The 25,660-nt window shown below is 75.5% G+C and carries 26 protein-coding genes and 1 riboswitch; of the genes, 17 read left to right on the top strand and 9 right to left on the bottom strand.

The features are described 5' to 3' along the window. The 4 genes from GXP71_RS10890 (at position 1) to GXP71_RS10875 (ending at position 2,936) form a co-directional block, all read left to right on the top strand. Positions 1–402 carry a DUF3817 domain-containing protein gene (locus GXP71_RS10890; RefSeq protein ID WP_162352679.1) on the top strand — a complete coding sequence of 134 codons (402 nt, stop codon included), beginning with the start codon at positions 1–3 and terminating at the stop codon, positions 400–402. 12 nt (positions 403–414) lie between these two features. Further along, positions 415–1,551 (top strand): glycosyltransferase family 4 protein, encoded by a 1,137-nt coding sequence (locus GXP71_RS10885; RefSeq protein WP_162352678.1) that lies wholly within the window; start codon positions 415–417, stop codon positions 1,549–1,551. Between the two features lie 204 nt (positions 1,552–1,755). After that, positions 1,756–2,241, top strand: coding sequence for an aromatic ring-opening dioxygenase LigA (locus GXP71_RS10880; protein ID WP_162352677.1), 486 nt, complete (start codon positions 1,756–1,758; stop codon positions 2,239–2,241). 206 nt (positions 2,242–2,447) lie between these two features. After that, on the top strand, positions 2,448–2,936 hold the full coding sequence (locus GXP71_RS10875; RefSeq protein ID WP_162352676.1) for an aromatic ring-opening dioxygenase LigA: 489 nt from the start codon (positions 2,448–2,450) through the stop codon (positions 2,934–2,936). A 117-nt stretch (positions 2,937–3,053) separates the two neighbouring features. On the opposite strand, the gene GXP71_RS10870 is transcribed toward GXP71_RS10875, so the two are convergent. Both GXP71_RS10870 and GXP71_RS10865 read right to left on the bottom strand, forming a co-directional pair. Next, positions 3,054–4,052, bottom strand: coding sequence for a hypothetical protein (locus tag GXP71_RS10870; RefSeq protein ID WP_162352675.1), 999 nt, complete (start codon positions 4,050–4,052; stop codon positions 3,054–3,056). Then, positions 4,049–5,605, bottom strand: a complete 1,557-nt coding sequence (locus GXP71_RS10865) for a PspC domain-containing protein (protein WP_162352674.1) — start codon at positions 5,603–5,605, stop codon at positions 4,049–4,051. The genes GXP71_RS10870 and GXP71_RS10865 overlap by 4 nt, the downstream gene beginning before the upstream one ends. A 160-nt stretch (positions 5,606–5,765) precedes the next feature. Here GXP71_RS10865 and GXP71_RS10860 point away from each other — a divergent pair, with 160 nt between their 5' ends. From GXP71_RS10860 to pcrA, 5 genes are all read left to right on the top strand, one after another. Beyond that, positions 5,766–7,094 carry an ATP-binding protein gene (locus GXP71_RS10860; RefSeq protein WP_162352673.1) on the top strand — a complete coding sequence of 443 codons (1,329 nt, stop codon included), beginning with the start codon at positions 5,766–5,768 and terminating at the stop codon, positions 7,092–7,094. After that, positions 7,091–7,771 (top strand): response regulator transcription factor, encoded by a 681-nt coding sequence (locus tag GXP71_RS10855; RefSeq protein ID WP_162352672.1) that lies wholly within the window; start codon positions 7,091–7,093, stop codon positions 7,769–7,771. Before GXP71_RS10860 ends, GXP71_RS10855 begins: the two co-directional genes overlap by 4 nt. A 94-nt stretch (positions 7,772–7,865) precedes the next feature. After that, a complete protein-coding gene (locus tag GXP71_RS10850; RefSeq protein WP_162352671.1) occupies positions 7,866–8,213 on the top strand; it encodes a hypothetical protein in 348 nt (115 codons plus the stop codon). 30 nt (positions 8,214–8,243) lie between these two features. Continuing rightward, entirely contained in the window at positions 8,244–8,726 is a 483-nt protein-coding gene (locus GXP71_RS10845; RefSeq protein ID WP_162352670.1) for a DUF456 domain-containing protein, read from the top strand. A 126-nt stretch (positions 8,727–8,852) separates the two neighbouring features. Continuing rightward, the gene (pcrA, locus tag GXP71_RS10840) at positions 8,853–11,414 is read left to right on the top strand and encodes a DNA helicase PcrA (RefSeq protein WP_162352669.1); all 2,562 of its coding nucleotides are present in this window, start codon (positions 8,853–8,855) and stop codon (positions 11,412–11,414) included. A gap of 155 nt (positions 11,415–11,569) precedes the next feature. On the opposite strand, the gene GXP71_RS10835 is transcribed toward pcrA, so the two are convergent. Continuing rightward, positions 11,570–12,511, bottom strand: coding sequence for an NAD(P)-dependent oxidoreductase (locus GXP71_RS10835; protein ID WP_162352668.1), 942 nt, complete (start codon positions 12,509–12,511; stop codon positions 11,570–11,572). 70 nt (positions 12,512–12,581) lie between these two features. On the opposite strand from GXP71_RS10835, the gene GXP71_RS10830 reads away from it, so the two are divergent. Next, positions 12,582–13,040 (top strand): MarR family winged helix-turn-helix transcriptional regulator, encoded by a 459-nt coding sequence (locus GXP71_RS10830; RefSeq protein ID WP_162352667.1) that lies wholly within the window; start codon positions 12,582–12,584, stop codon positions 13,038–13,040. 180 nt (positions 13,041–13,220) lie between these two features. Here the strand turns inward: GXP71_RS10830 and GXP71_RS10825 are convergent, their stop codons facing one another. The 4 genes from GXP71_RS10825 to GXP71_RS10810 all read right to left on the bottom strand — a co-directional run bounded on the left by GXP71_RS10825 (position 13,221) and on the right by GXP71_RS10810 (position 14,989). After that, the gene (locus GXP71_RS10825; RefSeq protein WP_162352666.1) at positions 13,221–13,400 is read right to left on the bottom strand and encodes a hypothetical protein; all 180 of its coding nucleotides are present in this window, start codon (positions 13,398–13,400) and stop codon (positions 13,221–13,223) included. Between the two features lie 17 nt (positions 13,401–13,417). After that, positions 13,418–13,957: a Clp protease N-terminal domain-containing protein gene (locus GXP71_RS10820; protein WP_162352665.1), complete on the bottom strand. Its 540-nt coding sequence runs from the start codon at positions 13,955–13,957 to the stop codon at positions 13,418–13,420. Continuing rightward, positions 13,957–14,166, bottom strand: a complete 210-nt coding sequence (locus tag GXP71_RS10815; RefSeq protein ID WP_162352664.1) for an RNA polymerase subunit sigma-70 — start codon at positions 14,164–14,166, stop codon at positions 13,957–13,959. Before GXP71_RS10815 ends, GXP71_RS10820 begins: the two co-directional genes overlap by 1 nt. Before the next feature lie 145 nt (positions 14,167–14,311). After that, complete coding sequence (locus tag GXP71_RS10810; RefSeq protein ID WP_162352663.1) at positions 14,312–14,989, bottom strand: uridine kinase; 678 nt, start codon at positions 14,987–14,989, stop codon at positions 14,312–14,314. Positions 14,990–15,045: 56 nt separating this feature from the next. On the opposite strand from GXP71_RS10810, the gene GXP71_RS10805 reads away from it, so the two are divergent. The 5 genes from GXP71_RS10805 (at position 15,046) to GXP71_RS10785 (ending at position 20,843) form a co-directional block, all read left to right on the top strand. Next, positions 15,046–15,414 (top strand): TraR/DksA C4-type zinc finger protein, encoded by a 369-nt coding sequence (locus GXP71_RS10805; RefSeq protein ID WP_162352662.1) that lies wholly within the window; start codon positions 15,046–15,048, stop codon positions 15,412–15,414. A gap of 151 nt (positions 15,415–15,565) precedes the next feature. Then, positions 15,566–17,131: an OmpA family protein gene (locus tag GXP71_RS10800; protein WP_162352661.1), complete on the top strand. Its 1,566-nt coding sequence runs from the start codon at positions 15,566–15,568 to the stop codon at positions 17,129–17,131. 134 nt (positions 17,132–17,265) lie between these two features. Then, positions 17,266–18,447 (top strand): ADP-forming succinate--CoA ligase subunit beta, encoded by a 1,182-nt coding sequence (gene sucC / locus GXP71_RS10795; protein WP_162352660.1) that lies wholly within the window; start codon positions 17,266–17,268, stop codon positions 18,445–18,447. A 32-nt stretch (positions 18,448–18,479) separates the two neighbouring features. Beyond that, positions 18,480–19,361, top strand: a complete 882-nt coding sequence (gene sucD / locus GXP71_RS10790) for a succinate--CoA ligase subunit alpha (protein WP_162352659.1) — start codon at positions 18,480–18,482, stop codon at positions 19,359–19,361. 180 nt (positions 19,362–19,541) lie between these two features. Next, on the top strand, positions 19,542–20,843 hold the full coding sequence (locus GXP71_RS10785; protein ID WP_162352658.1) for a DUF6350 family protein: 1,302 nt from the start codon (positions 19,542–19,544) through the stop codon (positions 20,841–20,843). 82 nt (positions 20,844–20,925) lie between these two features. Here the strand turns inward: GXP71_RS10785 and GXP71_RS10780 are convergent, their stop codons facing one another. Continuing rightward, on the bottom strand, positions 20,926–21,540 hold the full coding sequence (locus GXP71_RS10780; protein WP_162352657.1) for a hypothetical protein: 615 nt from the start codon (positions 21,538–21,540) through the stop codon (positions 20,926–20,928). 141 nt (positions 21,541–21,681) lie between these two features. On the opposite strand from GXP71_RS10780, the gene purN reads away from it, so the two are divergent. Together purN and purH are read left to right on the top strand one after the other, a co-directional pair. After that, entirely contained in the window at positions 21,682–22,356 is a 675-nt protein-coding gene (gene purN / locus GXP71_RS10775; protein WP_162352656.1) for a phosphoribosylglycinamide formyltransferase, read from the top strand. Positions 22,357–22,375: 19 nt separating this feature from the next. Further along, positions 22,376–22,464: riboswitch (ZMP/ZTP riboswitch) on the top strand. Positions 22,465–22,498: 34 nt separating this feature from the next. Further along, positions 22,499–24,139 (top strand): bifunctional phosphoribosylaminoimidazolecarboxamide formyltransferase/IMP cyclohydrolase, encoded by a 1,641-nt coding sequence (purH, locus tag GXP71_RS10770; RefSeq protein ID WP_162352655.1) that lies wholly within the window; start codon positions 22,499–22,501, stop codon positions 24,137–24,139. Positions 24,140–24,325: 186 nt separating this feature from the next. Here purH and GXP71_RS10765 read toward each other — a convergent pair whose 3' ends face one another. Next, a complete protein-coding gene (locus tag GXP71_RS10765; protein ID WP_238402378.1) occupies positions 24,326–25,627 on the bottom strand; it encodes an NAD(P)/FAD-dependent oxidoreductase in 1,302 nt (433 codons plus the stop codon). Between the last annotated feature and the right edge of the window lie 33 nt (positions 25,628–25,660).

The following is a 25,660-nucleotide window of genomic DNA, read 5'->3' as shown; positions in this document are numbered from 1 at the left end:
ATGACGGGAGGACCGGAGCAGGTGAGCACGACGGAGACGACGACGAAGCCCTGGGTGAAGCGCGCCCGCGGGGCGGCCCAGCGCTACCGGGTCATGGCGTGGATCACCGGCACGATGCTGCTGCTGCTCTGCGTCGAGATGATCCTCAAGTACGTGCTGCAGCTGCCCGGCTTCAACGTCGACGGCGACCCGCGGTCGGAGGCCGCGCGGATCATCGCGATGGTGCACGGCTGGGTCTACGTCATCTACCTGGTCACCTGCTTCGACCTGTGGTCGACGATGCGCTGGCGGCTCGGCCGGCTCGTGACGCTCGCGCTGGCGGGCGTCGTGCCGGTCATGTCGTTCGTGCTCGAGCGCCGCGTCCACCGCGAGGCCGTCGCGGCCATCGACGCGCGCGCCTGACCGGGGCCACCCGTGCGGATCGTCCACGTCTCCGACTGCTACGCGCCGCGCACGGGCGGCATCGAGTCGCAGGTCGGCGACCTCGCCGCCCGGCAGGCCGAGCAGGGGCACGACGTGCACGTCCTCACCGCGACGCTCGGGGTCGCGGGGGAGCGCGGCGGTGTGGTCGACGTCGAGCACGGGGTGCACGTGCACCGGCTGGGCGCGCGGCTCCCGTTCGACCTCCCGATCAACCCCGCGGCCGGGCCTCGGCTGCTGCGGACCGCGTTCGAGGGCCTGCGTCCCGACGTCGTGCACGTGCACGCGGGCGTGCTGTCGCCGTTCGCGTTCGACGGCGCGCGGCTCGCGCTCGACGTCGGCCTGCCGACGGCGGTGACCTGGCACTGCATGCTCGACGGCACGGTCCCGGCGCTGCGCGGCGCGGTCCGGCGCACGCGCTGGGCCGAGGCCCCGGTCGCGCTGTCGGCGGTGAGCTCGGCCGCGGCCGCGCGCGTCGAGGCGGTCTTCGAGACGCCGGTCGCGGTCGTCCCGAACGGGCTGGATCTCGACGCCTGGGCACCCGACGCGGACGCCACGACGCCTGCCGTGGACGACGAGACCGCGCCCGTCCGCCTGGTGTCGACGATGCGTCTCGCCCCGCGCAAGCGGGCGGTCCCGCTCGTCGAGCTCGTCGGCGCCGCCGCCCGACGACTGCCGCGCGGCCGCCTTCACCTGTCGATCATCGGGTCGGGCCCGGCCCTCGGACGGGTCCGGTCCGCGGTGTCGGCGCAGGGGCTCGACGGCGTCGTCGACCTGCGCGGCCGCCTGACGCGACCCCAGGTGCGCGCCGCCTACGCGCACGCCGACGTGTTCCTCGCCCCCGCGGAGCTCGAGGCGTTCGGCATCGCCGCGCTCGAGGCCCGGACCGCCGGGCTCGCGATCGTGGCGCGCCGGGGCACGGGCATCGCGGAGTTCGTCACCGACGGCGTCGACGGGCTGCTCGTCGCCGACGACGCGGAGATGACCGAGGCCGTCGTGCACCTCGCCAAGGACGGCCGGCTGCTCTCCGGCATCCGCAGGCACAACCGCACGGTCCGTCCTGCGTTCGGCTGGGACGACGTGCTGGGAGCGGCGCTCGCCGAGTACGAGCGCGCCCGCGCGATGCGCTGACCGGCACTTTCGATACTTTTTCGTTGCGGACGCACTGAACCGATTCGTCACACGCCCCGTTGTCACATCGTGGACAACTGCGCGCACAGGAACCGTGACAGCGGCTAGCGTCACGGGGACCGCGCGGTGCATGTCCTCGCCGGGGTCGCTCGTCCACACCTGACCCCGGCACGTCCGTGATACCGACCCATCAGGGGGACCACCATGTCCGCACGTGCACGCCGTCGTCCTGCTCGACTTCTCGGCACCCTCGTCCTCGCGCTCGGAGCGCTGCTCGCCGTCGCCGGCGTCGCCACCTGGTTCGGCGTCGGCGCGAGCCTCGGCCAGGAGGAGATCCACGTCTCCGACGACGCCCCCGCGTTCGCCGGTCAGCTCGTCGACACCCCGTGGGAGGCGTGGTCGCAGGCCGAGGCCATCCGCGGTCATGCGATGGCCGAGTCGGACGGCCGCACCTACGCCGAGCTCGACCAGGACGACGCGGCTCGACCGATGGTCCAGACGGCCTCGTTCCTGCGCGCCTCGCTCATGACGTCGGTGATCGCCTTCGGCGTCTCGCTCCTCGTCGTCGGGGTGGGCGTCGGCTTCCTGCTCGCCGGCGGGGCGCTGCGCTCGCTCGCCGCGCCGTCGACCGACACCGACGCGCGGCGCGACGCGTCCGACGAGGCGCGCCCCGTCGTCGTCCCCGCCTGAGCCCGCCGGGGCATCGTCGACGCCTGCCGGGCGGCCCGCGAGGTCGCCCGGCAGGCCGACGCCGCGCGGGTGTGTCGCCCTGTACCTCCTGTTCCGTCCGCCGACCTGGGGATACGCTCGACGGGCACGGTGCTGTCTCGTGAGCTCGGCCTGTCGGGCCCGGGTGTCCGGGCCCGTTCTGTCAGTGGTGCAGAAGGGATCGGGAAATGTCGAGTGCTGCAGTGGGGGAACGGTCGGGCGCGGTGCGCGTCATCGGCCTCATCACCTTGATCCTGGGCGTCGTCTTCATCGTCGCCGGGGGAGTCACGTGGGGAGCGGTGGCGAGCAACCTCGCCGCCGAGAAGATCACGGTGTCCGACGACGCGTCGGCATTCCAGGGCCAGCTCGTCGACACGCCCTGGGAGGCGTGGGTCCAGGCGGACATCATCAACACGCACGCGCTCGAGGCGTCGGGCGGCAAGACGTACGCCGAGCTCGACCAGGACGACCCGACGCGCTCGACGGTCATGACCGCGTCGTTCCTGAGGGCGTCGCTGTTCACCTCGGTCGTCGCGTTCGGCGTCGCGCTCCTGGTGTTCGGCGTCGGCGTGACGTTCGTGCTCGTCGGCTGGGCGCTGCGCAAGGTCGGGACCGTCCCGCGCGCCGTCGTCACCGACACGACCCAGACGGCGCCGCCCGCAGCCGCCCACGCCTGACCGGCCGGCCGCGTCGCCGCGGTCCCGTCGGAAGGACGACGAAGGTCCGGTCCCCCGGGGTGGGGGCCGGACCTTCGTGCGTGCGGGCGGCCGCGGCGGGGGTGCGGCCGCCCGACGTCATCGCCGGGCGGCGGCCGCCTGGCGCGAGCTGCGGGCGGCCGAGAGCAGCGACCCGACGAGGAGCGCCGCGCCCGCGGCCGCGAGCAGCACGATCAGCGCGAGCTGGAGGTCGATCGCGAGCCCCGAGGCCCACGCGAGGATCCCGACGCCGATCGCCGCGAGGACGAGGCCCCACACGACCGTGCCGACCCGCAGCCGCGCACGCGGCTCCTTCTCCGGCTCCGTGACCGGAGCGGCGATCGTCGGGGCGGCGACCGTCGGGCTCGTGCCCGACATGGCCGGACCGGGCGCCGGAGTCGGCACCGAGGTCGGAGCGGCTGCGGGCGCCGGCCGGGGCTCCGGCTCGGGCGTCGACAGGCTCGCGAGCTCGTCGATCAGCGGCGGACGGTCGTCCGTCGTCGGCGGGAGCGGGCGGGTGTACCCGTCCTGCGCGGAGGCAGAAGGCTCGTCGTCCTGTGCGGGCCGGTCCTTCGTCATCGCCGGCAGCGGGCGCGTCTCGTCCGCCGGAGGCAGCGGCTGGGTCTCGTCCGCCCGCGGGAGCGGCTGGGTCTCCTCCGCCCGCAGGAGCGGCTGGGTCTCGTCCTCCCGCGGGAGCGGCGTCGTCCCGTCGGACGGCGAGGTCGAGGCGACGGGCGGCAGCGGCCGCGTGGCGTGCGCGTCGTCGACCGACTCGGCCGCCACGTGCGGCGCGGTCACCACGTCGGCGTCCGCGCCGGCGTCGATGGACGCGTCCTCGGGCACGTCGGCGCGGTCGGCCGCGCCGATCCCGTCCGCCACGTCCGCGTCCTCAGCCATGTCCCCGTCGTCGGCCACGTCCGCGTCGTCGGCCACGTCCGCGTCCTCGGCCACGTCCGCGTCCTCGGGCGCGTCCGGGGCGTCGGCGTCGGTGCGCGGCTCGTCCGTCGTCGGCAGCGGTGCGGTCGCGTCGGTAGCGGGCGGTGCGGCGGTCGGGTCCGTCGCCGGCTCCGGCTGGTGGCGGGTGTCGTCGGTGCTCATGCCTGCTCCTCGATGATCCGGACCTCGCCCGCGCCCACGCTGACGTGCAGGTCGAGCTGCGGGGTGGTGCCGTTGCGTGTCTGCTCGTCCTCGAAGCTCTGCTCGGAGATTCCGAGCCCGTCGATCGTGCGCGTCGAGCCGTCGAGCTCCCAGCGGACGGTCCCGGCGCCGGCCTTCACGTCGGCGGTGACGGCGGCGTCCGCGGGGACGACGACCGTGAGGTTGCCCGCGCCGAGCGAGACGGGGACGTCGAGCGTGCTGCTCGTGAGGGGGACTCCGGTGAGGTCGACGAGCGCGTCGCCGAACCCGAGGTCGAACCCGTCGGCGGCGGCTCGGCGGCTGTCGACGACGTAGGTCCCACCGTCGAGCTGTCGCTGCGAGCCCGACGTCCAGACCCAGTCGGTGGTCTGGGCGGCCCCGACGGGCAGCGCGACGAGGATGCCGACGATCGCGAGGGCGCCGAGGGCGCCGCTGCGGCGGCCGCGCAGCCCCGACACGATGATCCCGAGGCCTGCGAGGACGATGCCGATGCCGAGCGCGGTGAGCGCGACGGGGCCGTCGAAGTCGCCGGTGCGGTCGGCCATGAGAAGGACCGCGAGGCCGATGAGGCTCAGAGCCACGACCGTGCCGACCATGCCGACGCCGGGGCCGAGGACGCGCGGCTTGCGCGGCGCGGGCGGAGGCGGCGGGACGAGCGGGACCGGCGGTGCGGGAGGCGCGGGCGGCGTGGGGCCCTGGCGGTACGGGCCCGACGAGCCGGGTGCGGGGTACGGGCCGTAGGGGCCGTACGGTGCCGTGCCGGCGAAGGGCGCACCGGCTGCGGGAGCACCGGGCGCGGGAGCGCCGGGAGCGGGGTAGCCGGGGGCGGGCGCGCTCGTCGTGGACCGGGCCGGGGCGGCGGTCGCCGCGGCGGTGCGGGCCGGGGCCGGCTGCTTGACCCACGGGTCGGCGGGCGCCGCCGCGGCGGGGGCCGGGCCGTAGGGGGCCGGGCCGTAGACGGGCGCGGGCGTCGACCGGCGGCTCGCCGCGGTGACGATCAGCGCGATGACCCCGGCGATGAACGCGACCCAGAGGAGCCCCTGGAGCCATCCCGGAGGGCCGTCCCAGAACCAGAACCAGTGGTCGCCGCGCGCGAGGCCGACGATCGCGACGCCGAGCGCGCCGAGCAGGGCCACGTCGAACCGGCCCGCGACCATCTCCTCGAGGTGGATGCGGCCGTCGGACTGCTCGGGCAGCAGCGCCCAGGCGACCCCGTAGACGACGAGCCCGAGACCACCGAGCAGGATCGACGCGGCGAACAGGCCGCGCACGAGCAGCGGGTCGAGGCCGAACCGCCGTGCGAGCCCGTCGCAGACGCCGCCGATCCAGCGGTCGTCGCCGCGGAACATGCCGGTGCGGCGCACGGCCGCGAAGAAGCCGCCCGCTGCGGGGGGCCGCGGGGCGGAGTCGAACGGCGGCGGGGTGCCGTAGGGCGCGGTCGGAGCGCCGTGCTCGCCGCGTGCTCCCGGCGCGTCTGGGCCGGCAGGTCCGCCGGCAGGGGTGTTCGTGTCCATGGCTCGATCCTTCCCCGCGAGGGTGGCCCGGCGGGATCGGGTGCTCCCCTGACCCGACCCTGATCCTTCGGGGTGCCGGGCCCTGATCCTCGGGGGGCGCGTCCCTGATCTGGTGCCGGGAAGGCCGTGAGCACCCCAGCTGACGTGTGACGATCGGTGCGTGACCTCCGCACCTGCTCCGTCGCGACCGGCCGGCACCGCCGTGCCGCGCGTGCGGCTGCCGTTGCGCCGTCCTCAGCGCGGCCGCTGGTTCGCGGGCGTGGCGGTCGGGCTCGCGGCGCACCTCGACGTCCCCGTGGGGCTCGTGCGGTTCGCGTTCGTGGTCCTCGCGCCGGTCGCGGCGGTCGGCCCGGCGCTCTACGTGTTCTGGTGGCTGACCGTCCCCGCGGGAGATCCGGCCGCGGCGGCGACCGAGTCGCGACCGACCGCGCTCACGCGCCTGGCGCGGCGCCAGCACGACGCCGACCCCGCCCGCAGGCTGCCGCTCGCGGCGATCCTCACCGGCGTCGCGCTCGTGCTGGGCTCGATCGCGCTCGTCGCGACGCGGCTGGGCCTCGACCTCAACGTCGACTGGCTGCTGCCGTCGCTCGTGCTGCTCGCGGGTCTCGGGCTCGCGTGGAGCCAGCTCGACCACGTGCCGCGTGAGCGGTGGCGCACCGAGAAGGGCCGCCCGACGGTCGGTGTGCTGCGCCTGCTCGGGGGAGTCGTGCTCGCGGGCGTGGGCGGGCTGCTGCTGGTCGGGCAGCTCATGGGCAGCGGCATCGAGCCGGCGGCGTTCGTGCAGGCGGTCGTCGCGGCCGTGGCCGTGCTCGCCGGCGTCGGGCTCGTGCTCGCGCCGTGGTGGCTGCGGCTGGTCCGGGCGCTGGGTGACGAGCGGGCCGCCCGCGCCCGGGAGTCGGAGCGCGCCGACATCGCCGCGCACCTGCACGACTCGGTGCTGCAGACGCTCGCGCTCATCCGCGCACGTGCGGACGACGCGGCCGAGGTCGCGCGCATGGCGCGTGCGCAGGAGCGTGAGCTGCGCGAGTGGATGTACGACGAGCGTCCGGCCCCCGGCACGTCGGTCGCGGCGGTCGTCAAGGACGTCGTCGCCGAGGTCGAGGACTCGCGGTCCGGCCCGACGGGCGACCCGGTCGCCGTCGACGTGGTCGTCGTCGGGGACCGTGTCCCGGACGCCGACACCGAGGCGCTCGTCCAGGCGACGCGCGAGGCGCTCGTCAACGCCGTCGTGCACGGTCGCCCGCCGGTGTCGCTGTACCTCGAGGTGCGGTCCGACGCGGTCGAGGTGTTCGTCAAGGACCGGGGCGACGGGTTCGACGTGGACGCGATCGGGCCTGACCGGTTCGGGGTGCGCGAGTCGATCATGGGCCGGGTCCGCCGTCGTGGCGGTACGGCCGAGGTGACCAGCCGGCCGGGTCGCGGCACAGAGGTGCACCTGCTGGTGCCGGTGCGCGCGGCGGCGGCGGCCGAGGGAGGGGAAGCGAGATGAGCACGGACACGACGGGCCCGTCGACCGGTGCCGTGGACGTCGTCCTCGTCGACGACCACCACCTGTTCCGGACGGGGGTCAAGGCGTCGCTCGACGCGGGGGTGCGCGTCGTCGGTGAGGCCGACGACGTCGAGTCCGCGGTCCGCGTGGTGCACGAGCTGCAGCCGCCGGTGGTGCTGCTCGACGTGCACCTGCCCGGGGGCGACGGAGGCGGTGGTGCCGAGGTGATCCGGCGCTGCGTCGACCTGGGTGGCACGACGCGGTTCCTCGCGCTGTCGGTCTCCGACGCCGCGGAGGACGTGGTCGCCGTCATCCGGTCGGGTGCGCGCGGCTACGTGACGAAGGCGATCGACGGCGGCGAGCTGTCCGACGCGGTGCGCCGCGTCGCGGGCGGGGACGCGGTGTTCTCGCCGCGGCTCGCGGGGTTCGTGCTCGACGCGTTCGGCGCGGCCGCCGGCGACGTCGCGACGGGTGACGACGAGCTCGACCGGCTGTCGGCGCGCGAGCGCGAGGTCATGCGGCTCATCGCGCGCGGCTACACGTACCGCGAGGTCGCCGCGGAGCTGTTCATCTCCGTGAAGACGGTCGAGACCCACGTGTCGGCGGTGCTGCGCAAGCTGCAGCTGTCGAGCCGGCACGAGCTGACGCGGTGGGCGGCGGCGCGCCGGCTGCTGTGACCCGGTCGCGCGCCGGGGTGCGGCCGGACGTGTGACGCGATCGATCTGACGGAACGTCAGAAACGTGCACGGGCGGCGGCTAGGCTCGGGAGGCATGGAACTCCTGCAGCACGTCCTCCTCTTCCTGCACCTCCTGGGCTGGGCGATCGTGCTCGGCGGCACGCTCGTCACGATGCGCGACAACCGGCTCCCCAGGGGCGCGCTGCACGGGATCCTCACGGCGCTGATCACGGGCATCCTCATGGTCGGGCTCGCGTCGGCGAGCGACGAGCTGCGCGACCCGAACAACGTCAAGGTCGCCGTGAAGCTCGTCGTCGCGCTCGTCGTGACCGGGCTCGTCGTGTACGGCACGCGTCGTCCGGAGAAGGTCACGAAGGGCCTGCTCGGCGGCGTCCTCGGCCTCACCGTGCTCAACGTCGCGATCGCCGTCCTCTGGCGCTGAGCGGCCTGACGACGGCTAGGGTCTGCCGCCATGGGTGTGGTCGGAGAGGTCCTGATCGGCGTCGTCGTGCTCGTCGGGCTGTTCGGCGTCGTCGTGCAGGTGCTGCCCGGCGGCATCCTCGTCGCCGGTGCCGTCATCGCCTGGGGCGTCCTCACGGGCGGGGCCGCGGGGTGGACCGTCGTCGCCGTCGCGGTCCTCGCGACCGGGGTGGCGGCGGTCGGCAAGTACCTGCTCGCGGGTCGGCACCTCCAGCGTCGCGGTGTGCCGAACAGCACGCTCGTGTGGGGCGGTCTGCTCGGCGTCGTCGGGTTCTTCGTCGTCCCGGTCGTCGGTCTGCCGCTCGGGTTCGTCGTCGGGACCTACGCCGCCGAGTGGGTCCGGCTGCGCGAGCACGGGCCCGCGTGGAAGGCCACGGTCGTCGCGCTGCAGGCCACGGGCGTGACGATCCTCGTCGAGCTCGCGGGGGCGCTCGTCACGACCGCCGCGTGGGGCGTCGGGCTCGCCGTCACCTGACCGGAGGGCCCGTCCGGCGCACGGTGCCCGGCCTCGTCCCGCCCGTGGGCCGGACGCCGCCCGGTGCCTCCCGCCTGTGCGCGGCGGTCCCTCCGTGTCGGTGGCGACGCCTACGCTTGTCCTGTCATGACATCGCTGTTCGAGAGCCTCTCCCTGCCCGTGCCCGGTGGCGCCGTCCCGTCGCGCCGGACGGCCGGTGAGCCGTCCGGTCTGCCCGCCGTCGTGCCCCCGCGCGGTGAGGACGACGCCGCCCAGGAGCGTGACGCCCGCCGTCAGGAGCGCGCGGACGCGCTGCTCGTCGGGCTCAACCCGCAGCAGAAGGAGGCCGTCGTCCACAGCGGCGGCCCGCTGCTCATCGTCGCGGGCGCCGGCTCGGGCAAGACGCGCGTGCTGACGCACCGCATCGCCCACCTGCTGGCCACGCGCCGGTCGCGCCCGGGCGAGATCCTCGCGATCACGTTCACCAACAAGGCCGCGGCGGAGATGCGCGAGCGCGTCGAGCACCTCGTCGGGCCGTCCGCCCGGAACATGTGGGTCTCGACGTTCCACTCCGCGTGCGTCCGGATCCTGCGGCGCGAGGCCGCGACGCTCGGTCTCCGGTCGAGCTTCTCGATCTACGACGCCGCCGACTCGCAGCGCCTGCTCACGCTCGTCGCGCGCGAGCTCGACCTCGACCCGAAGAAGTACCCGGCGAAGGCGCTGTCGGCGAAGATCTCCGCGCTCAAGGACGAGCTCGTGGACCCCGAGACGTTCGCGGCGACCAGCGGCGGGGGAGCGGCGAACGACTTCGACACCGCGCTCGCGCAGGTCTACACGCGCTACCAGGCGCGGCTGCGGCAGGCGCAGGCGCTCGACTTCGACGACCTCATCATGTCGACCGTCCACCTGCTGCAGGGCTTCCCGGCGGTCGCCGAGCACTACCGGCGGCGGTTCCGGCACGTGCTCGTCGACGAGTACCAGGACACCAACCACGCGCAGTACATGCTCGTGCGCGAGCTCGTCGGGCACAGCGGCTCGGCAGCCGGCGCGGACGGCGAGGAGGTGCCGCGCGGCGAGCTCACGGTCGTCGGCGACGCCGACCAGTCGATCTACGCGTTCCGCGGCGCCTCGATCCGCAACATCCTCGAGTTCGAGGCCGACTACCCCGACGCGCGCACGATCCTGCTGGAGCAGAACTACCGCTCGACGCAGACGATCCTCTCCGCCGCGAACGCGGTCATCAGCCGGAACGCCGGCCGCAAGCCCAAGCGGCTGTGGACCGACTCGGGCCAGGGCGCGCAGATCGTCGCGTACGTCGCGGACACCGAGCACGAGGAGGCGCGCTTCGTCGCGCAGGAGATCGACCGCCTCGGCGACTCCGACGGCGTGCGACCCGGCGACGTCGCGATCTTCTACCGCGCGAACGCGCAGTCCCGCGCGCTCGAGGAGGTGCTGATCCGCGTCGGCCTGCCGTACAAGGTCGTCGGCGGAACGCGCTTCTACGAGCGCAAGGAGATCAAGGACGCGGTCGCGTACCTGCGTGCGATCGCGAACCCCGACGACGACGTCAACCTGCGCCGCATCCTCAACGTGCCGAAGCGCGGGCTGGGGGACCGGTCGGAGGCGATGGTCGCGTCGTTCGCGGAGCGCGAGCGCATCTCGTTCGGCGCGGCGCTCGACCGGCTCGACGAGGTGCCCGGGCTGGGCACGCGCGCGATCACCGGGCTGTCGTCGTTCGCGGCGATGATGTCCGACCTGCGCGTGCTCGCGTTCCAGGGCGCGGGCCCCGCCGAGGTGCTCGGGGCCGTGCTCGACAGGTCCGGCTACCTCGCCGAGCTGCGGGCCAGCGAGGACCCGCAGGACGCGTCGCGCGTCGAGAACCTGGCCGAGCTGCACGCCGTCGCCACCGAGTTCGAGCAGAGCGACCCCGACGGCGACCTCGCCGACTTCCTCGAGCGTGTCTCGCTCGTGGCGGACTCCGACCAGATCCCGACGCCCGACGGCGGGGACGACGCCGACGACGACGCGCCGCGCCAGCCGGACCAGGGCGTCATCACGCTCATGACGCTGCACACCGCCAAGGGGCTCGAGTTCCCCGTCGTGTTCCTCACCGGCATGGAGGACGGGACGTTCCCGCACATGCGCTCGCTGACGGACACCGACCAGCTCGCCGAGGAGCGCCGGCTCGCCTACGTCGGGCTCACCCGGGCGCGTGAGCGGCTGTACATCTCGCGCGCGGCGGTCCGCACGGCTTGGGGCGTGCCGAACGAGTTCCCGCCCAGCCGGTTCCTCGACGACCTGCCCGAGGAGCTCGTCGACTGGCGGCGCCGCGAGTCGTCGACGTCGTCGCTGCGCGGCGGGTGGGGCTCGGGCTTCGGGTCCGGCGGCTACGGGTCCGGTCGCGCCGGGTCGGGCGGCTACGGCTCGGGCTCCGGGTCGGGCGGCTACCGGTCCGGCGGCCGGACCGAGCGGGCGCCCAAGGAGACGAAGCCCACCCTGCCGTCGACGGGCGCGAAGTTCGGGTCCGCGACGCCGCGCGGCGACGTGCCGAACCTCGCGATCGGCGACCGCGTGACGCACGACGCCTACGGGCTCGGCACGGTCGTCGGGCTCGAGGGGGCCGGGCCGAACGCCGTCGCGAAGGTCGACTTCGGCACCGAGGGCACCAAGCGCCTGCTCCTGCGCTACTCGCCGGTCACCAAGCTCTGACGCGCCGCGCCGCGCCGCGGCACGACGCGACACGGCACGACACGGCACGACACGGCACGGCCGAGGGCGGAAGCGGTGGCCGCACGTGGCGCCGCGGGGTGTCCGCCCCGCGACGCTCCGCCGTCGTCGCGGCCGCGACGCGTGCGCGTGACTGCTCAGCGTTCGTTGCCGGCGCGCAGCCACGCCAGGTAGTCCGCAGCGGCAGCCCGCGTGTCGAACTCGGGTCGGTAGCCGGTGTCCTCCCGCAGGCGCGTGATGTCGAGCGCGTTCGCGGGGTGGGCCGAGCCCTCGGGCATCTCGACGTCGAAGTCGGGCTCGACGGTCCGGATCGCGGCGATGATCTCCGCGTTGGTGGTCACGCGCCCTGTCCCGACGTTGTAGGTGCGGTGGCGGAGGCTGTCGGCGAGCTGCAGGAGCGCGATGGCGCGAGCCGTGTCCTTGACGTAGCAGAGGTCGAGCCCGTCACCGAGCCGCGGCTGCCCGATCATCCTCGAGGTGTCGACGGCGTCGCCCGACGCGGCGGCGTGGACGAGCGCGGGGGCGGCGAAGAACGGGTCCTCATGTCCTGCGGGGCCCCACGTCCCCGAGATGCGCACGGTCACGATGTCGAGCCCTGTCGCCTCGACGGCCTGCTCGGCGAGGAGCTCGCTGATCTTCTTCCAGCGCGGGATCGGGTGCGGGGCGGACAGGTGGAGCGGCAGGTCCTCGCGCAGCGGCCCCGCGTGCTCGATGCCGCCGTACACGCCGATGGTGCTCGCCATGGTGACGCGGCGGACGTCCCACTCACGAGCGACGCGGACGACGTTGAGGAAGCCGCGCAGCAGGTCCTCGGTCGGCTCGAGCCCGGGGGCGGCGGCGCGGGGGGAGGGGAAACCGGCGAGGTGCACGATCCCGGTGACCGGCCCGTGGTCGGCCACGGCGCGCAGCGCGTCGAGGTCGGCCACGTCGCCCTGGGCGGCGACGACCGGGAGGTCGGCGAGGTGGGGTGGCACGTCCGCCGAGCTGCGCTGGAGCAGCACGGACGGCTCTCCGCGATCGGCGAGCGCGCGGACGGTGTGCGACCCGATGAAGCCGGATCCGCCGGTGACGAGGAGCATGCGACGACCTTTCGTCAGTTCGGAGAATGATTTGTACAACTGACGATCAGGCTAGCGGTAGAGTCGAGCCATGGCAACGCGCCCGTCGGACCCGACGCCGCCCGTCCGCGCACCCGACGAGGTCGTCGGCTACCTGCTCAAGCACGCGCACCTCGTCCTCGAGGAACGCACCAACGCGGCGCTCGCGTCGGAGGGGATCACCACGCGCGATCTCGGCGTGATGCGCGTCATCGCCGCCGGAGCGGCCAGGTCGCAGCAGGAGATCGCGGCCGTCCTCGGCGTCGACCGCAGCTCGATGGTGGCCCTGCTGGACGCGCTGGAAGCGGACGGCGTCGTGGCGCGGCGGCCGTCCGACCGCGACCGGCGTCGGAACGTCGTCGAGCTCACCGACGCCGGCCGCGAGACCTTCCTCCGGGCGGAGCGTGCCTCGATCGAGGTCGAGACCCGGCTCACCGAGCCGCTCGGCGCCGACGGTGTGCAGCGGCTCCGCGCCGCCCTCCGGGCGCTTCTCGCCGCGGCCGGGCACTGACGGTCGTCGGCGTCGGCGCCGTCTGGCGCGACGGGCCGAGGTCGTGGCCATGCGGTCGCCGACGGCGGGGGCCGGTCGGCAGGCGCCCGGTGCGGGCGCGGTGGGCGCCGATCGCGGAGGGGGAGTGCTGTCGCGGACGTCGCGCCCAGAGCGGAGGGGATCGGGCCCGTCGTGCTGCGGCTACGCGCCGGTCACCGCGCGCTGAGGCGTCGGCCGCGGGTCGAGCGTCTCGCGCCCGGGCGCGCCCGGCGGCACGGGCCGGCGGTGGACCATCCGGACCGCGACGGCCCCCGCGGCGAGCCCGACCTCACGGGGCGAGCGCCCCGGCCGCTCGCGCGCCTCGGCGGCGGGGGCATCCATGACCGGGAGGTGGCGGCTCAGGCCGCGTCGGCCCAGGCGGCCTGCACGGCCCGCTCGACGGCGTCCCGGTCGACCCCCGCGGCACGCAGGGCGCGCCCGGAGCCGGCGGTGTCGAGACGCGCCGCCGCGAGCAGCAGGTGGCCGGTGTCGATGCGCCGGTGCTTGAGCCGGACCGCCTCGCGCAGCGAGACCTCGAGGAGCTTCTTGGCGTCGGCGTCGAAGGGCAGGTGACCGCGGCGTCCGCCGGGTGCGGGCGCGTCGAGCGCGCCTTCGCCGAAGGTCGCCTCGACCTGCTCGCGCACGGCGTCGAGGTCGATGCCCAGGCCGGCGAGGGCCTCGGCGTCGAGCGTGTCGGTCGACTGCGCGCGGACCGCCCGCTCGAGCGCCGCGGGCTCGACGCCGGCGCGGGCGAGTGCCCGGCGCGCGACGGCGTCGCCCTGGGCGACGCTGCCGAGCAGCACGTGCTCGGAGCCGATGTGGTCGGCACCGAGGCGGCGCGCGACGGCCTGGGCCTGCTCGACGGCGAGGCGGGCGTCGTGGGTGAAGCGCTCGAACATCAGGGGTACCTCTTCCCGTACTTCTTGTGGACGGCCTGCCGGGTGACGCCGAGCGCCTCGGCGATGTGCTGCCACGGCCAGCCGAGCCGGCGGGCGCGCTCGACGTGGAGCGCCTCCAGCCGGTCGGCGAGGACGCGCAGCGAGCGGACGGCGCGCAGACCCTCGGCGGGGTCGTCGCCGGCGGCGGCGGTCAGGAGCTCGCTGGACATGTCGTCAACTTACGTTGACGCACCGATTGTGTCAACAGATGTTGACGACTGGATGTCGTGGCCGTGCCCGCGGTAGTCCCGGACCGGTCCTGGGGGGCAGCCCGGCGCGTGTGACCCGCACCCGCGGGCGCAGGGGCGTGGACGGTCAGGGCGCGACCACGTGAGGTCGCGCCAGGTCGGTGTTGTCGACGACGACCGAGGCTCGCGCGCGCGGCGCGACGTCGCGCAGGTACAGCAGCTGCCCGTCGCGGTAGCGCGCGTTCGCCGGGTCGTCCGGCTCCGCCGGGCACCCGTCCCGCACGGCCATCCGCGCGAACGTCACCTCGAACGGCACGTGGAGGAACACCGAGAAGTCCCAGCAGGCGGCGAGGCGGCGACGGTGCAGGAAGATCCCGTCGACCACCAGCACCGCGTCGTCGCTCGTGGTGAGCAGCGGTGCCTCGACCGGCCGTTCCGACGCCACGTCGTACACCGCCGTGCGGTAGCGACGGGAGCCGCCCGGGCCGAACGGCTCCAGCAGCTCGCGCAGCAACGCGTCGTCGTCGTACGAGTCGCGGTAGAACCCCTCCGGCGACGTCCGCCCGCGCGCGTAGCGCTCGGCCCGGGGCCGGTGGAACCCGTCGGCCGACGCGCGCACGACCACGCGTCCCCGCGCGCGCAGGGCCTCGGCCAGCTGGTCGGCGAGGACCGTCTTGCCCGACCCGTCCACGCCGTCGACGCCCACGAGGACGGGTCGACCGTGGCGCGCGGGGTCGGGCACGCGGCCGGCCAGGTCGCGGAGCAGGTCGGCGCGGGCAGGGGGCACGACGGGACGCGACGGCATGGTCGCGACCGTAGCGACCGCGCGCGCGTGTCGGAGGTCCACGGCACCGTGGACGCATGGACGCCACGACGGACCAGGTGCGCGCGCGGCTCACGGCCGTGCGCCAGGAGGCCGAGCTCCGGCTCGCCGCCCTGCTCGACGACCACACCGCGGTGGTCGACGCGTCGCGCGACAGCAACGCGGACGACGAGCACGACCCGGAGGGCGCGACCATCGCGTTCGAGCGCGCGCAGGTCGACGCGCTCGCCGCGGCCGCGACGGAACGGCTCACGGAGGTGGACCGCGCGCTCGCCCGTCTGGACGCGGGGACGTACGGGACGTGCTCGTCGTGCGGGAGGCCGATCCCGCCCGCGCGCCTGGAGGTCCGTCCGACCGCCACGACCTGCGTGCACTGCGCCTCCGCCGGGCGCGGGACGGGGCGGTGACACGTCCGGGTGACGTACGGCGCGTCCCGCCCGCGTCCGGGTGACGCGGCCCCCGCGAGCGGGCCCGGACGGTCGTCGACCGGGGCAAGTCGGGCATACTGCCGGAGCCGTCGCCCACGTGACCGGCTCCCCGACTCCTGGAGGCCCCGTCGTGCCCGTCCGTCGTCCGACGACCGTCCTCGTCGCCGTCACGACCGCCGCCGGGCTCCTCGCGGCCTGCACCGCCGGCGACCCCGGTCCCGCGCCGACACCGTCGTCCACGCTGTCGGCGTCCGCGGCGGCCGTCGAGCCGCTGGTCGTCACGACCGTGCTCGACGGCGAGGAGGTCGAGCTCCAGGTCGGTCCCGTCGCGGTGCACGGCGACGTCGCGGTCCTGCGGATCGCGGCGCCCACGCAGACGCCGTTCCTCCGGATGGCGCTGTGGGACGTCTTCGAGAACCTGTCGAGCCCCGGCCCGAGCGGCGTGCGTCTCGTCGACACCGCGCAGGGCGTGGTGCGGCCGGTCGCGCGCGACGAGCAGGACCGCGCCGTGATGTCGAGCAACCGGACGCCGGGCGGCCCGGCCACGGACGCCGCCGACGAGGCCGCCGACGGGGACGAGGTCGTGTACGCGGCGTTCGCCGCGCCCGACACCGAGCGCGTCGACGTCATGCTCCCCGAGGGCGGCTGGGTCGCGGACGTGCCGGTGGTGAGCGCGGCCGCGGCGGGCGACCTGACGGTCCCGCCGGACGAGCTGCTGGACGGCGGCGTCGCGGCGGCGCCCGTCTTCCCGCTCGAGGCGTACACCGAGGTCGTCGGGGGGCAGGTGCGTGCGCGCGAGACGGCCGAGGCGGTGACCGTCCAGGTCGCCTCCGACGTGCTGTTCGCGGTGGACTCCGACCAGCTCGGACCCGAGGCGGAGTCGGCGCTCGCCGCCGCGGCCGCCGAGGTCGCGGCGTACCCCGGCGGGAGCTTGACCGTCGTCGGGCACACGGACGACGTCGCGGACGACGCCTACAACCTCGACCTCTCGCAGCGGCGCGCGGCGACGGTCGCGACGCGGCTCGCGCAGGTGGCCGACCTGTCGGGTTTCGACGTGGCCGTCGACGCGAAGGGCGAGAGCCAGCCCGCGGTCGCCGGGACGTCGCCCGACGCCCGCGCGCTGAACCGCCGTGTCGAGATCGTGCTCGTGCCGGAGGGGGAGGCGCAGGCCGTCGAGGAGGCCGACGGCGCGCTGCCGCCGACGGACGGTCCCGCCGCCCCGGGGGCGCAGGGCGTCAGCTACCAGGCGGACGACGACACCCTGGCGGTGCGCCTGCCCGAGGTGCGCCGCCACGGCGGGTACCTCGTCGGGCAGCTCGAGCTCACGCACTCCGCGGGTGAGAGCGAGACGATCGACGGGGTCCTGTCGAGCGGCGCGTGGGACGCCCGCGGGGAGTTCGACGCGTCGCTGCAGTTCGCGGCGACGAACGTGACGCTCCTGGACGGCGACCGCCGCACGTACCCGCTGGACTACGTGCGCCGGACGGTGGGCGACCGCACGATCCGCGAGCCGCTCGCCGACCGGCTCGTCAACGTCGTGCCGGTCGGCGGGACCCGGACGGTGACCGTCGTCTGGCCGGACACGGGGCAGGAGACCGTCACGGTCGACGTGCCCGTGCGCTTCACGAGGTCGGGCGCCATCCCGTACGGCGGCCCGCCCTTCCGGCTCACCGACGTGCCCGTCGTCGACGGCTGACGAGCACCTCGACGTCGCGCACGCCACATCTCTCGATGTGAAGACATCTCCGCCCGACGGCTACGATCGGCGACGGCGCTGCGGCCGGACCGTGGTCGCGCCAGGCCGGTCGGACGAGAGGAACCGGGACCGAAGTGGACCTGTTCGAGTACCAGGCACGTGACATCTTCGAGAAGCACGGCGTCCCCGTGCTCGGCGGCATCGTCGCCACGACCCCGGACGAGGCCCGTGAGGCCGCGACCCGCCTGCTGCCCGCCGAGGGCGGCGTGGTCGTCGTCAAGGCCCAGGTGAAGACCGGTGGCCGCGGCAAGGCCGGCGGCGTCAAGCTCGCCCGCTCCGCCGAGGAGGCCGCCGAGAAGGCCGGCGAGATCCTCGGCATGGACATCAAGGGCCACACCGTGCACCGCGTGATGATCGCGGCCGGCGCGAAGATCGCCCAGGAGTTCTACTTCTCCCTGCTGCTCGACCGGGCGGAGCGTCGCTACCTCGCGATGGCCTCGGTCGAGGGCGGCATGGAGATCGAGCAGCTCGCCGTCGAGCGCCCCGAGGCGCTCGCCAAGGTCGCGGTCGACCCGCGCACCGGCATCGACCAGGCGAAGGCCGACGAGATCGTCGCGGCGGCGGGCTTCGCGCCCGAGCTCGCGGGCAAGGTCGCGGACGTCCTGCAGAAGCTGTGGACCGTCTACCAGGCCGAGGACGCCACGCTCGTCGAGGTGAACCCGCTCGTCCTGACCGAGGACGGCGACGTCGTCGCGCTCGACGGCAAGGTCACGCTCGACGCCAACGCGGACTTCCGGCACGCGGACCACGAGGCGCTCGAGGACAAGGCCGCCGCCGACCCGCTCGAGGCGCGCGCCAAGGAGAAGGACCTCAACTACGTCAAGCTCGACGGCGAGGTCGGCATCATCGGCAACGGCGCGGGGCTCGTGATGAGCACGCTCGACGTCGTCGCGTACGCCGGCGAGGCGCACGGCGGCGTCAAGCCGGCCAACTTCCTCGACATCGGCGGCGGTGCGTCGGCCGAGGTCATGGCCGCAGGTCTCGACATCATCCTCACGGACCCGCAGGTCAAGTCGGTGTTCGTCAACGTCTTCGGCGGCATCACGGCGTGCGACGCGGTCGCCAACGGCATCGTCGCGGCGCTCGAGATCCTCGGCGACGAGGCCTCGAAGCCGCTCGTCGTCCGCCTCGACGGCAACAACGTGCTGGAGGGCCGCCGCATCCTCGCGGACGCCGGCCACCCGCTCGTCACGCTCGCGGACACGATGGACGGCGGGGCCGACGAGGCCGCCCGCCTGGCCCACACCGCCGCCTGAGACCCTCGAGAAGCAGAGAGAAGCAGACAGACATGGCGATCTTCCTCACCGAGGCGTCCAAGGTCATCGTCCAGGGCATGACCGGCTCCGAGGGCACCAAGCACACGACGCGCATGCTCGCGTCCGGCACGAACGTCGTCGGCGGCGTCAACCCGCGCAAGGCGGGGACGACCCAGTCGTTCGGCGACGTCGACGTCCCCGTGTTCGGCTCGGTGGCCGAGGCCATCGAGAAGACCGGCGCGGACGTCTCCGTGATCTTCGTGCCGCCGGCCCACACCAAGGCCGCGGTCGTCGAGGCCGTCGACGCGGGCATCCCGCTCGCCGTCATCATCACCGAGGGCGTCCCGGTGGCCGACACCGCGGAGTTCTTCTCCTACGCGCAGGAGAAGGGCGTCCGGCTCGTCGGCCCGAACTGCCCCGGCCTCATCAGCCCCGGGAAGTCCAACGTGGGCATCATCCCGGCCGACATCACGGGCCCCGGCAAGGTCGGCCTCGTGTCGAAGTCCGGCACGCTGACCTACCAGATGATGTACGAGCTGCGGGACTTCGGGTTCTCGACGGCCATCGGCATCGGCGGCGACCCGATCATCGGCACGACGCACATCGACGCGCTCGCGGCGTTCGAGGCCGACCCCGAGACCGAGATCATCGTCATGATCGGCGAGATCGGCGGTGACGCCGAGGAGCGGGCCGCCGCCTACATCCAGGCGAACGTCACCAAGCCCGTCGTCGGCTACGTCGCGGGCTTCACCGCCCCCGAGGGCAAGACGATGGGCCACGCGGGCGCGATCGTGTCCGGCTCGTCGGGCACCGCGCAGGCGAAGAAGGAGGCCCTCGAGGCCGCCGGCGTCAAGGTCGGCAAGACCCCGTCGGAGACCGCGGCGCTCGCACGCGAGCTGCTCACGCGCTCCTGAACCACCCCACGACACCCCCGCTCCCGACCCGGGCGCGGGGGTGTCGTGCGTCGGAGGACTCGTGCGGAGGGACCGCGGGGGACCGGCGACCGGCTCGCCGGGGGCGCGGCGCGCCGTGAGTGACCGACTCGCCGGGCCGAGGTGCGGGGTGACACCTCCGGCTCCGGCGACGATGTCCGGATGAGCGCCGAAGGACCGCGGACGGGCCGCCCGTCCGCCACGACGACCCGACCGGGCCGCCGGACCGTCCCCGGCGGCGCCGACCGGTCCCGCTTCTTCACGAGCGCGCTCGACGGCGCCCCACGCTGGGCGACCGGCGCGCTCGCGTCGCTCCAGGCGGCGGTCCTCTCGCTCGCGGCGCTCACGATCCCGTCGGTCGCGGCGTTCGTCGCGACGTCCGCCGACCCGAGCAACGCGGGCGTCGCGTGGCCGCAGGCCGTCGGCGTCGGGGCGGCGGTCTGGCTGCTGGGGCACGGCGTGCCCGTGACCGTGGCGAGCACGAGCGTCACGCTCGTGCCGCTCGGCGTGAGCCTGCTCGCGCTGTTCACCTGCTACGCCTCGGCGCGGCGGTCGGGCGTCGCCACGCGATCCGCCTACGCGGCCGCGGTCGGCGCGTACGCGGCAGCCGCCGGGCTCGTCGCGCTCCTGGTGGGCGGCGGCGGTGGGGCGGCCGCACGTGCGGTCGTCGGCGGTGCGGTGATCGGCGCGCTGGGGCTGGGGGCGGGGCTGCTGCGACGACCGGAGGCTCCCTCGCTGCGCGCGCTGACCCGGCCGGCGTGGTCGCGGGTCGCGCCGTGGGCGCGCGCCGGCGGCACCGGCGGCGTGCTGGCGTCCGCGCTGCTGGTCGCGGTGTCCGCGCTCGTCGTGACGCTCTGGGTCGTCGCGGGCCGGGCGACCGTGGGCGACGTCGTGCGGGGCCTGAACCTCGACGCGGTCGGGGGTGTCGTGCTCGCGTTCGCCGAGCTCGCGTTCCTGCCGAACCTCGTCGTCTGGGCGCTCGCGTGGCTGTCGGGTCCCGGGTTCGCCGTGGGCCTCGGCAGCCGGTTCTCGCCGACCGAGGTCGTCCCCACGCCGCTGCCCGCGGTGCCGCTGCTCGGCGGCCTGCCGGCTCCCGACCTCGTCGGGCCCGCCACCGCGGGCGCGCCGGTGGTGCTGGTCGTCGTCGGCCTCGTCGCCGGCTGGTACGTGCACCGGCGTGTCCGCCCGACGGCCGGCTGGCACGCCCTCGCCGCGTGCGCGGTGACGGCGGCCACGGCGGGCGTGCTCGTCGCGACCCTGGTCACGCTCGCGAGCGGCGCCGCGGGGCCCGGTCGCATGGCGTCGGTCGGTGCGCACGGCTGGGCCGTCGGCGGCATGGTGGCCCTCGGTGTGCTCGTCGGCTCCGCGCTCGTCGCGCTCCCGGGCGACCCCTTCGTGCGCGCGCGCGTCCGGCGCCTGCTCCGGGTCCCGGACCGGGACGGTGCGCCGCCGGACGAGGACTGACCTCCCGACGTCACCGTCGCACCGCCGGCCGACGTGGGTGCCCGGCGCTCGCCGCCGTCCGCGCCCGACGAGCCCGCGACCGTCAGCCCGCGTCGCCGCCGGGCGTGGGCCGCTGCAGCCCGTCCGTGAACGCGTGCTCGCACTGCTTCTGCGCCGTGATGGTCAGCGCACCCGCCATGCAGTCCTCGCGCTCCTGCAGGAGCGGCGAGATCGACAGCGCGGTGAGCACGGCGAGCGACCACACGGCCGACATCGTGACGAGCACCGCGAGCATCGCCGGCAGCCCGCCGCGGGCGCGGGCCCGGACCGCGGTGACGAGCGCCCGCACGCCGAGCACGAGGCCCGCGAGCGCGAACAGGGCGGCCGCGACCCGCCACGGCATCGGCAGCGTCGCGACGAGCACGGACCCGAGCAGCAGGACGCCGACGGTGCGCGACTGCTCGGCAGCCTTGAGGGTGCCGACCGGGTCGGGCGGTGCGGCGGCGGCCTCACGACGCTCGGCCTCCGTCGGCACCGGGCGCAGACCCGTCGTCGATGCGCCGGTCGGGCGTGCGGCGGGAGCACTCGTCGACGCGTCCCCGGGCGCGGCCGGAGCGTCGGAGGTCGGCGCGGTGCCCGGGCGTGCCGCGTCGGGGCCGCCGTCGTCGGGCGCAGCCGCCCGCGGTCGGTCCTCCGGCGGCGCGTACGGGTTGCTCACCCCCGCATTGTCACCCACCGCGGGCCGGTGCGGCACGGTCGCCCACCGGCGACGGCGGGGCCCGCGGAACGGTGCGGGACGGAGCACGTCCCTCGGTCACGGCTGTCCCAGGGCGTGCGCGAGCGCGGGTAGGGTCGGCGCGTGACGCCGCCCGCCGACCCCACCGCCACCCGTCCCGGCCCGCAGGAGGACCGTCCGGCCACGCGCGCCGCGGGACGTCTCGTCGTCCTCGTCTCCGGGACCGGGTCCAACCTCGCGGCGCTCCTCGAGGCGCACGACGACCCTGCGTTCGGGGCACGCGTCGTCGGCGTGGTGTCCGACCGGCCCGGCATCCGCGCCCTCGACATCGCGCGCGACGCGGGAGTGCCGACGGCCGTCGTGTCGCTCAAGGACTTCCCGGACCGGGCCGCGTGGGACGTCGGCATCGCCGAGGCGATGGCGGTGTTCGCGCCCGACCTCGTCGTCGAGGCCGGCTTCATGAAGATCCTCGGCGCGCCGTCGCTCGAGCGGTTCGGCGGTCGCATCGTCAACACGCACCCCGCGCTGCTGCCGTCGTTCCCGGGGGCGCACGGCGTGCGCGACGCGCTCGCGTACGGGGTCAAGGTCACGGGGTGCAGCGTCATCGTCATCGACGAGGGCGTCGACAGCGGTCCGATCCTCGCGCAGGAGTCCGTGCCGGTGCTGCCCGACGACGACGAGGCGTCGCTGCACGAGCGCATCAAGGTCGTCGAGCGGCGCCTGCTGGTCGACTGCGTGGGGCGCATCGCGCGCGAAGGGCTGCGCGTCGACGGCCGGACGGCGGTCATCGGCGGCTGACGCCGTGCCCGGTAGACTCGACCACGGTCGTGACTGGCGCAGGTGGGTGCAACCACCGGGGAGCGGCCGCAGTGCCCCCGCCACGCACCGCCCGCCTGGGTGCCTGGGTCCCTGAACCGACCCACCCGACCGGGAGCTGCCGATGTCCTCCGTGCCCGCCACCCCCGCCACCACCGCCCCGTCCGACGACGCGACGCGTCGTCCCGTGCGCCGCGCGCTCGTCAGCGTCTACGACAAGACCGGCCTGACCGAGCTGGCCGCCGCGCTGCACGCGGCTGGCGTCGAGATCGTCTCTACGGGCTCGACGGCCGCCACGGTCGCCGCGACGGGCGTGCCCGTGACCCGCGTCGAGGACCTCACCGGCTTCCCCGAGTGCCTCGACGGGCGCGTCAAGACGCTGCACCCGCGCGTGCACGCCGGGATCCTGGCCGACACGCGGCTGCCCGAGCACGTCGCGCAGCTCGAGGAGCTGGGCGTCGCGCCGTTCGAGCTCGTCGTCGTGAACCTGTACCCGTTCACCGCCACGGTCGCGTCGGGCGCGAGCCCCGACGAGTGCGTCGAGCAGATCGACATCGGCGGCCCGTCGATGGTCCGCGCGGCGGCCAAGAACCACCCGAGCGTGGCGGTCGTCGTCGACCCGGCGCGCTACGAGGACGTCGCGGCGGCGGTCGCGGCGGGCGGCTTCACGCTCGCGGAGCGTCGCCGGCTGGCCGCCGACGCGTTCGCGCACACGGCCGCGTACGACGTCGCGGTGGCCGGCTGGTTCGCGACGGACTACGCGCCCGACGAGCCCGGCACCGACGACGCGCCCGCGTTCCCCGCCTTCACGGGTGCGACCTGGACCCGGTCCGACGTGCTCCGCTACGGCGAGAACCCGCACCAGGCCGCGGCGCTGTACGTGACGGCCGACGGTGCGGCCGGGCGCGGGCTCGCGGGGGCACGCCAGCTGCACGGCAAGCAGATGTCGTACAACAACTACGTCGACGCCGACGCCGCGTGGCGCGCCGCGCACGACCACGAGGGCCCGGCGGTCGCGATCATCAAGCACGCGAACCCGTGCGGGATCGCCGTCGGGGCCGACGTCGCGGACGCGCACGCGAAGGCGCACGCGTGCGACCCGGTGTCCGCGTTCGGCGGCGTCATCGCCACGAACCGTCCGCTGACGCTCGCCGCCGCCGAGCAGATCGCGCCCGTCTTCACCGAGGTCGTCGTCGCGCCGGAGTTCGAGCCCGAGGCCGTCGAGGTGCTGACCCGCAAGAAGAACGTGCGGCTGCTGCAGGTGACCGCCCTCGACGCGGCCGCGGTCGCGACCGAGCAGCGGGCCGTCACGGGCGGGCTGCTCGTGCAGCAGGTCGACCGCGTCGACGCGACGGGCGACGACCCGACCACGTGGACGCTCGCCGCGGGCGAGGCCGCCGACGAGGCGACGCTCGCCGACCTCGTGTTCGCGTGGCGTGCGGTCCGCGCCGTGAAGTCGAACGCGATCCTGCTGGCGGACGGCGGAGCGTCGGTCGGGGTCGGGATGGGCCAGGTCAACCGCGTCGACTCGTGCCGTCTGGCGGTCGAGCGGGCCAACACGGGCGACGTCGAGCGCGCGCGCGGCGCCGTCGCGGCGTCCGACGCGTTCTTCCCGTTCGCCGACGGGCTCCAGGTGCTGCTCGACGCCGGGGTCCGCGCGGTCGTGCAGCCCGGCGGTTCGGTGCGCGACGAGGAGGTCGTCGCTGCCGCGCAGGCCGCGGGCGTGACGCTCTACCTCACGGGCACGCGCCACTTCGCGCACTGACGCCCCCCGCGCGGCGCCGTTCCTCCGACGGGGGCGGTGCCGCGCGGCGCGTCGGGCGACGCGGGACTGCGGGTGCTCGACGCGGCCGCCAGGAGTCGAGACGCGGCGGGCCCGACGCGGCCGCCGGCGACGGACGTGCGGTGCGTCGCCCGACCCGGCCGCCGCCGAGCCACGTCGGACGCTCCCTCAGACGAGCGCGGCCTCGCGCAGCCCTCGACCGGCGTCGCGCGCGGTCGCGCGGTCGAGCACGGGCAGCGACGCCGCGCCGAACAGCCGACGTGCGGCGCCCACGTCGCGCGGACGGTCGACCGTGAGCACCGCGCTGCACGTCCCGGTGCCGGGGCGGAACCACAGCGCGCTCCAGCCGGCGCCGTCGGCGGGGTCGCCGCGCAGCTCGACGTCGTCGCCCGCGTCGGGCAGCCCGAACAGCGCGAGCTCGTGACCGAGCTGCGTCGAGAAGACGTACGGCGCCGGGTCGTCGACGGGCCCGTCCGCCCCGAGCAGGTCGGCGGCGAGGACCGCGGGCGTGCGCAGCGCACCGTCCCAGTGCCCGCCCGGAACCCACCCGTGCCGCGCGGACCGGCGCACCGTGACGTCCCCGACCGCGCGGACGTGCCGCGGCGCACCGATCACGGCGAGCGTCTCGTCGACCCGCAGCGCGCCGTCGGCCTCCCGGGGGAGCGCGTCGCCGAGCCAGCCCGTCGCCGGGCGTGCGCCCACCGCCGCGAGGACCGCGTCGGCGGGGAGCTCCGTGCCGTCGGCGAGCCGCACCCGGTCGGGGCGCACCTCGACGACCTGCGCGCCCGTGAGCAGCCGCACGCCCGCCGCCGCGTACCAGGGGGCGGTCAGCGCGCCGACGTGCGCGCCCAGCGCGGCGGACAGCGGCGTGGCCGCGGCCTCGACGACGGTCACGTGGCCGCCCGCAGCGGCCACCACGCCCGCGACCTCGGCGCCGATCCAGCCCGCGCCGACCACGACCAGACGTCGCCCCGCGCCGACCGCGGCGCGCAGCACCTGCGCGTCGGCCCATGTGTGGAGCGTGAGGGCGGCCTGCCAGCCGGCGGGCACGGCCGCGTGCGCGCCGGTCGCGACGACGAGCGCGTCGGCCTCGACCTCGCCGTCGTCCGTCGCGACGGCCGGCCGGTCGCCGGTCACCCGCAGCGCGCGGGCGGGCCGGGCGAGGTGCACCTCGTCGGCGAGCGCCGTCAGGTCCGCCCCGACCTCGTCGGTGAGCCACGTGGGTGCCGTGCGGTCGAGCAGGTGCTTGGACAGCGGGGGCCGGTCGTAGGGCGCGACCCCCTCGCGACCCAGGACGACGACGCGCCCGTCGTACCCGCGCTCGCGCAGCGCGGCGACGGTCTGCGTGGCGGCGAGCCCTGCGCCGACGACCAGCACGTCGCGCGGGGGGACCGCCGGTCCGCCGCTGCCCCCGTCCGCCGTCCGCGCGGTGCTGCGGGGCTCGGGCGCGGCGGGGGTCCAGGACGTCACCCGCGCAACGGTAGTCTCCCGTCGGGAGGCTGA

This window comes from Cellulomonas sp. H30R-01 (assembly GCF_010119915.1).
GTDB classification, from domain to species: domain Bacteria; phylum Actinomycetota; class Actinomycetes; order Actinomycetales; family Cellulomonadaceae; genus Cellulomonas; species Cellulomonas algicola.
Note: the sequence above shows the minus strand (reverse complement) of the source record. Positions and strands in the feature narration are given on the sequence as shown.

Excerpts from the sequence above, each read along its gene's own strand:
- GXP71_RS10890 (WP_162352679.1), top strand. The coding sequence starts at position 1 with ATGACGGGAGGACCGGAGCAGGTGAGCACGACGGAGACGACGACGAAG.
- GXP71_RS10880 (WP_162352677.1), top strand. The coding sequence starts at position 1,756 with ATGTCCGCACGTGCACGCCGTCGTCCTGCTCGACTTCTCGGCACCCTC.
- GXP71_RS10875 (WP_162352676.1), top strand. The coding sequence starts at position 2,448 with ATGTCGAGTGCTGCAGTGGGGGAACGGTCGGGCGCGGTGCGCGTCATC.
- GXP71_RS10870 (WP_162352675.1), bottom strand. The coding sequence starts at position 4,052 with ATGAGCACCGACGACACCCGCCACCAGCCGGAGCCGGCGACGGACCCG.
- GXP71_RS10865 (WP_162352674.1), bottom strand. The coding sequence starts at position 5,605 with ATGGACACGAACACCCCTGCCGGCGGACCTGCCGGCCCAGACGCGCCG.
- GXP71_RS10855 (WP_162352672.1), top strand. The coding sequence starts at position 7,091 with ATGAGCACGGACACGACGGGCCCGTCGACCGGTGCCGTGGACGTCGTC.
- GXP71_RS10850 (WP_162352671.1), top strand. The coding sequence starts at position 7,866 with ATGGAACTCCTGCAGCACGTCCTCCTCTTCCTGCACCTCCTGGGCTGG.
- GXP71_RS10845 (WP_162352670.1), top strand. The coding sequence starts at position 8,244 with ATGGGTGTGGTCGGAGAGGTCCTGATCGGCGTCGTCGTGCTCGTCGGG.
- pcrA (WP_162352669.1), top strand. The coding sequence starts at position 8,853 with ATGACATCGCTGTTCGAGAGCCTCTCCCTGCCCGTGCCCGGTGGCGCC.
- GXP71_RS10835 (WP_162352668.1), bottom strand. The coding sequence starts at position 12,511 with ATGCTCCTCGTCACCGGCGGATCCGGCTTCATCGGGTCGCACACCGTC.
- GXP71_RS10830 (WP_162352667.1), top strand. The coding sequence starts at position 12,582 with ATGGCAACGCGCCCGTCGGACCCGACGCCGCCCGTCCGCGCACCCGAC.
- GXP71_RS10825 (WP_162352666.1), bottom strand. The coding sequence starts at position 13,400 with ATGGATGCCCCCGCCGCCGAGGCGCGCGAGCGGCCGGGGCGCTCGCCC.
- GXP71_RS10820 (WP_162352665.1), bottom strand. The coding sequence starts at position 13,957 with ATGTTCGAGCGCTTCACCCACGACGCCCGCCTCGCCGTCGAGCAGGCC.
- GXP71_RS10815 (WP_162352664.1), bottom strand. The coding sequence starts at position 14,166 with ATGTCCAGCGAGCTCCTGACCGCCGCCGCCGGCGACGACCCCGCCGAG.
- GXP71_RS10810 (WP_162352663.1), bottom strand. The coding sequence starts at position 14,989 with ATGCCGTCGCGTCCCGTCGTGCCCCCTGCCCGCGCCGACCTGCTCCGC.
- GXP71_RS10805 (WP_162352662.1), top strand. The coding sequence starts at position 15,046 with ATGGACGCCACGACGGACCAGGTGCGCGCGCGGCTCACGGCCGTGCGC.
- sucD (WP_162352659.1), top strand. The coding sequence starts at position 18,480 with ATGGCGATCTTCCTCACCGAGGCGTCCAAGGTCATCGTCCAGGGCATG.
- GXP71_RS10785 (WP_162352658.1), top strand. The coding sequence starts at position 19,542 with ATGAGCGCCGAAGGACCGCGGACGGGCCGCCCGTCCGCCACGACGACC.
- purH (WP_162352655.1), top strand. The coding sequence starts at position 22,499 with ATGTCCTCCGTGCCCGCCACCCCCGCCACCACCGCCCCGTCCGACGAC.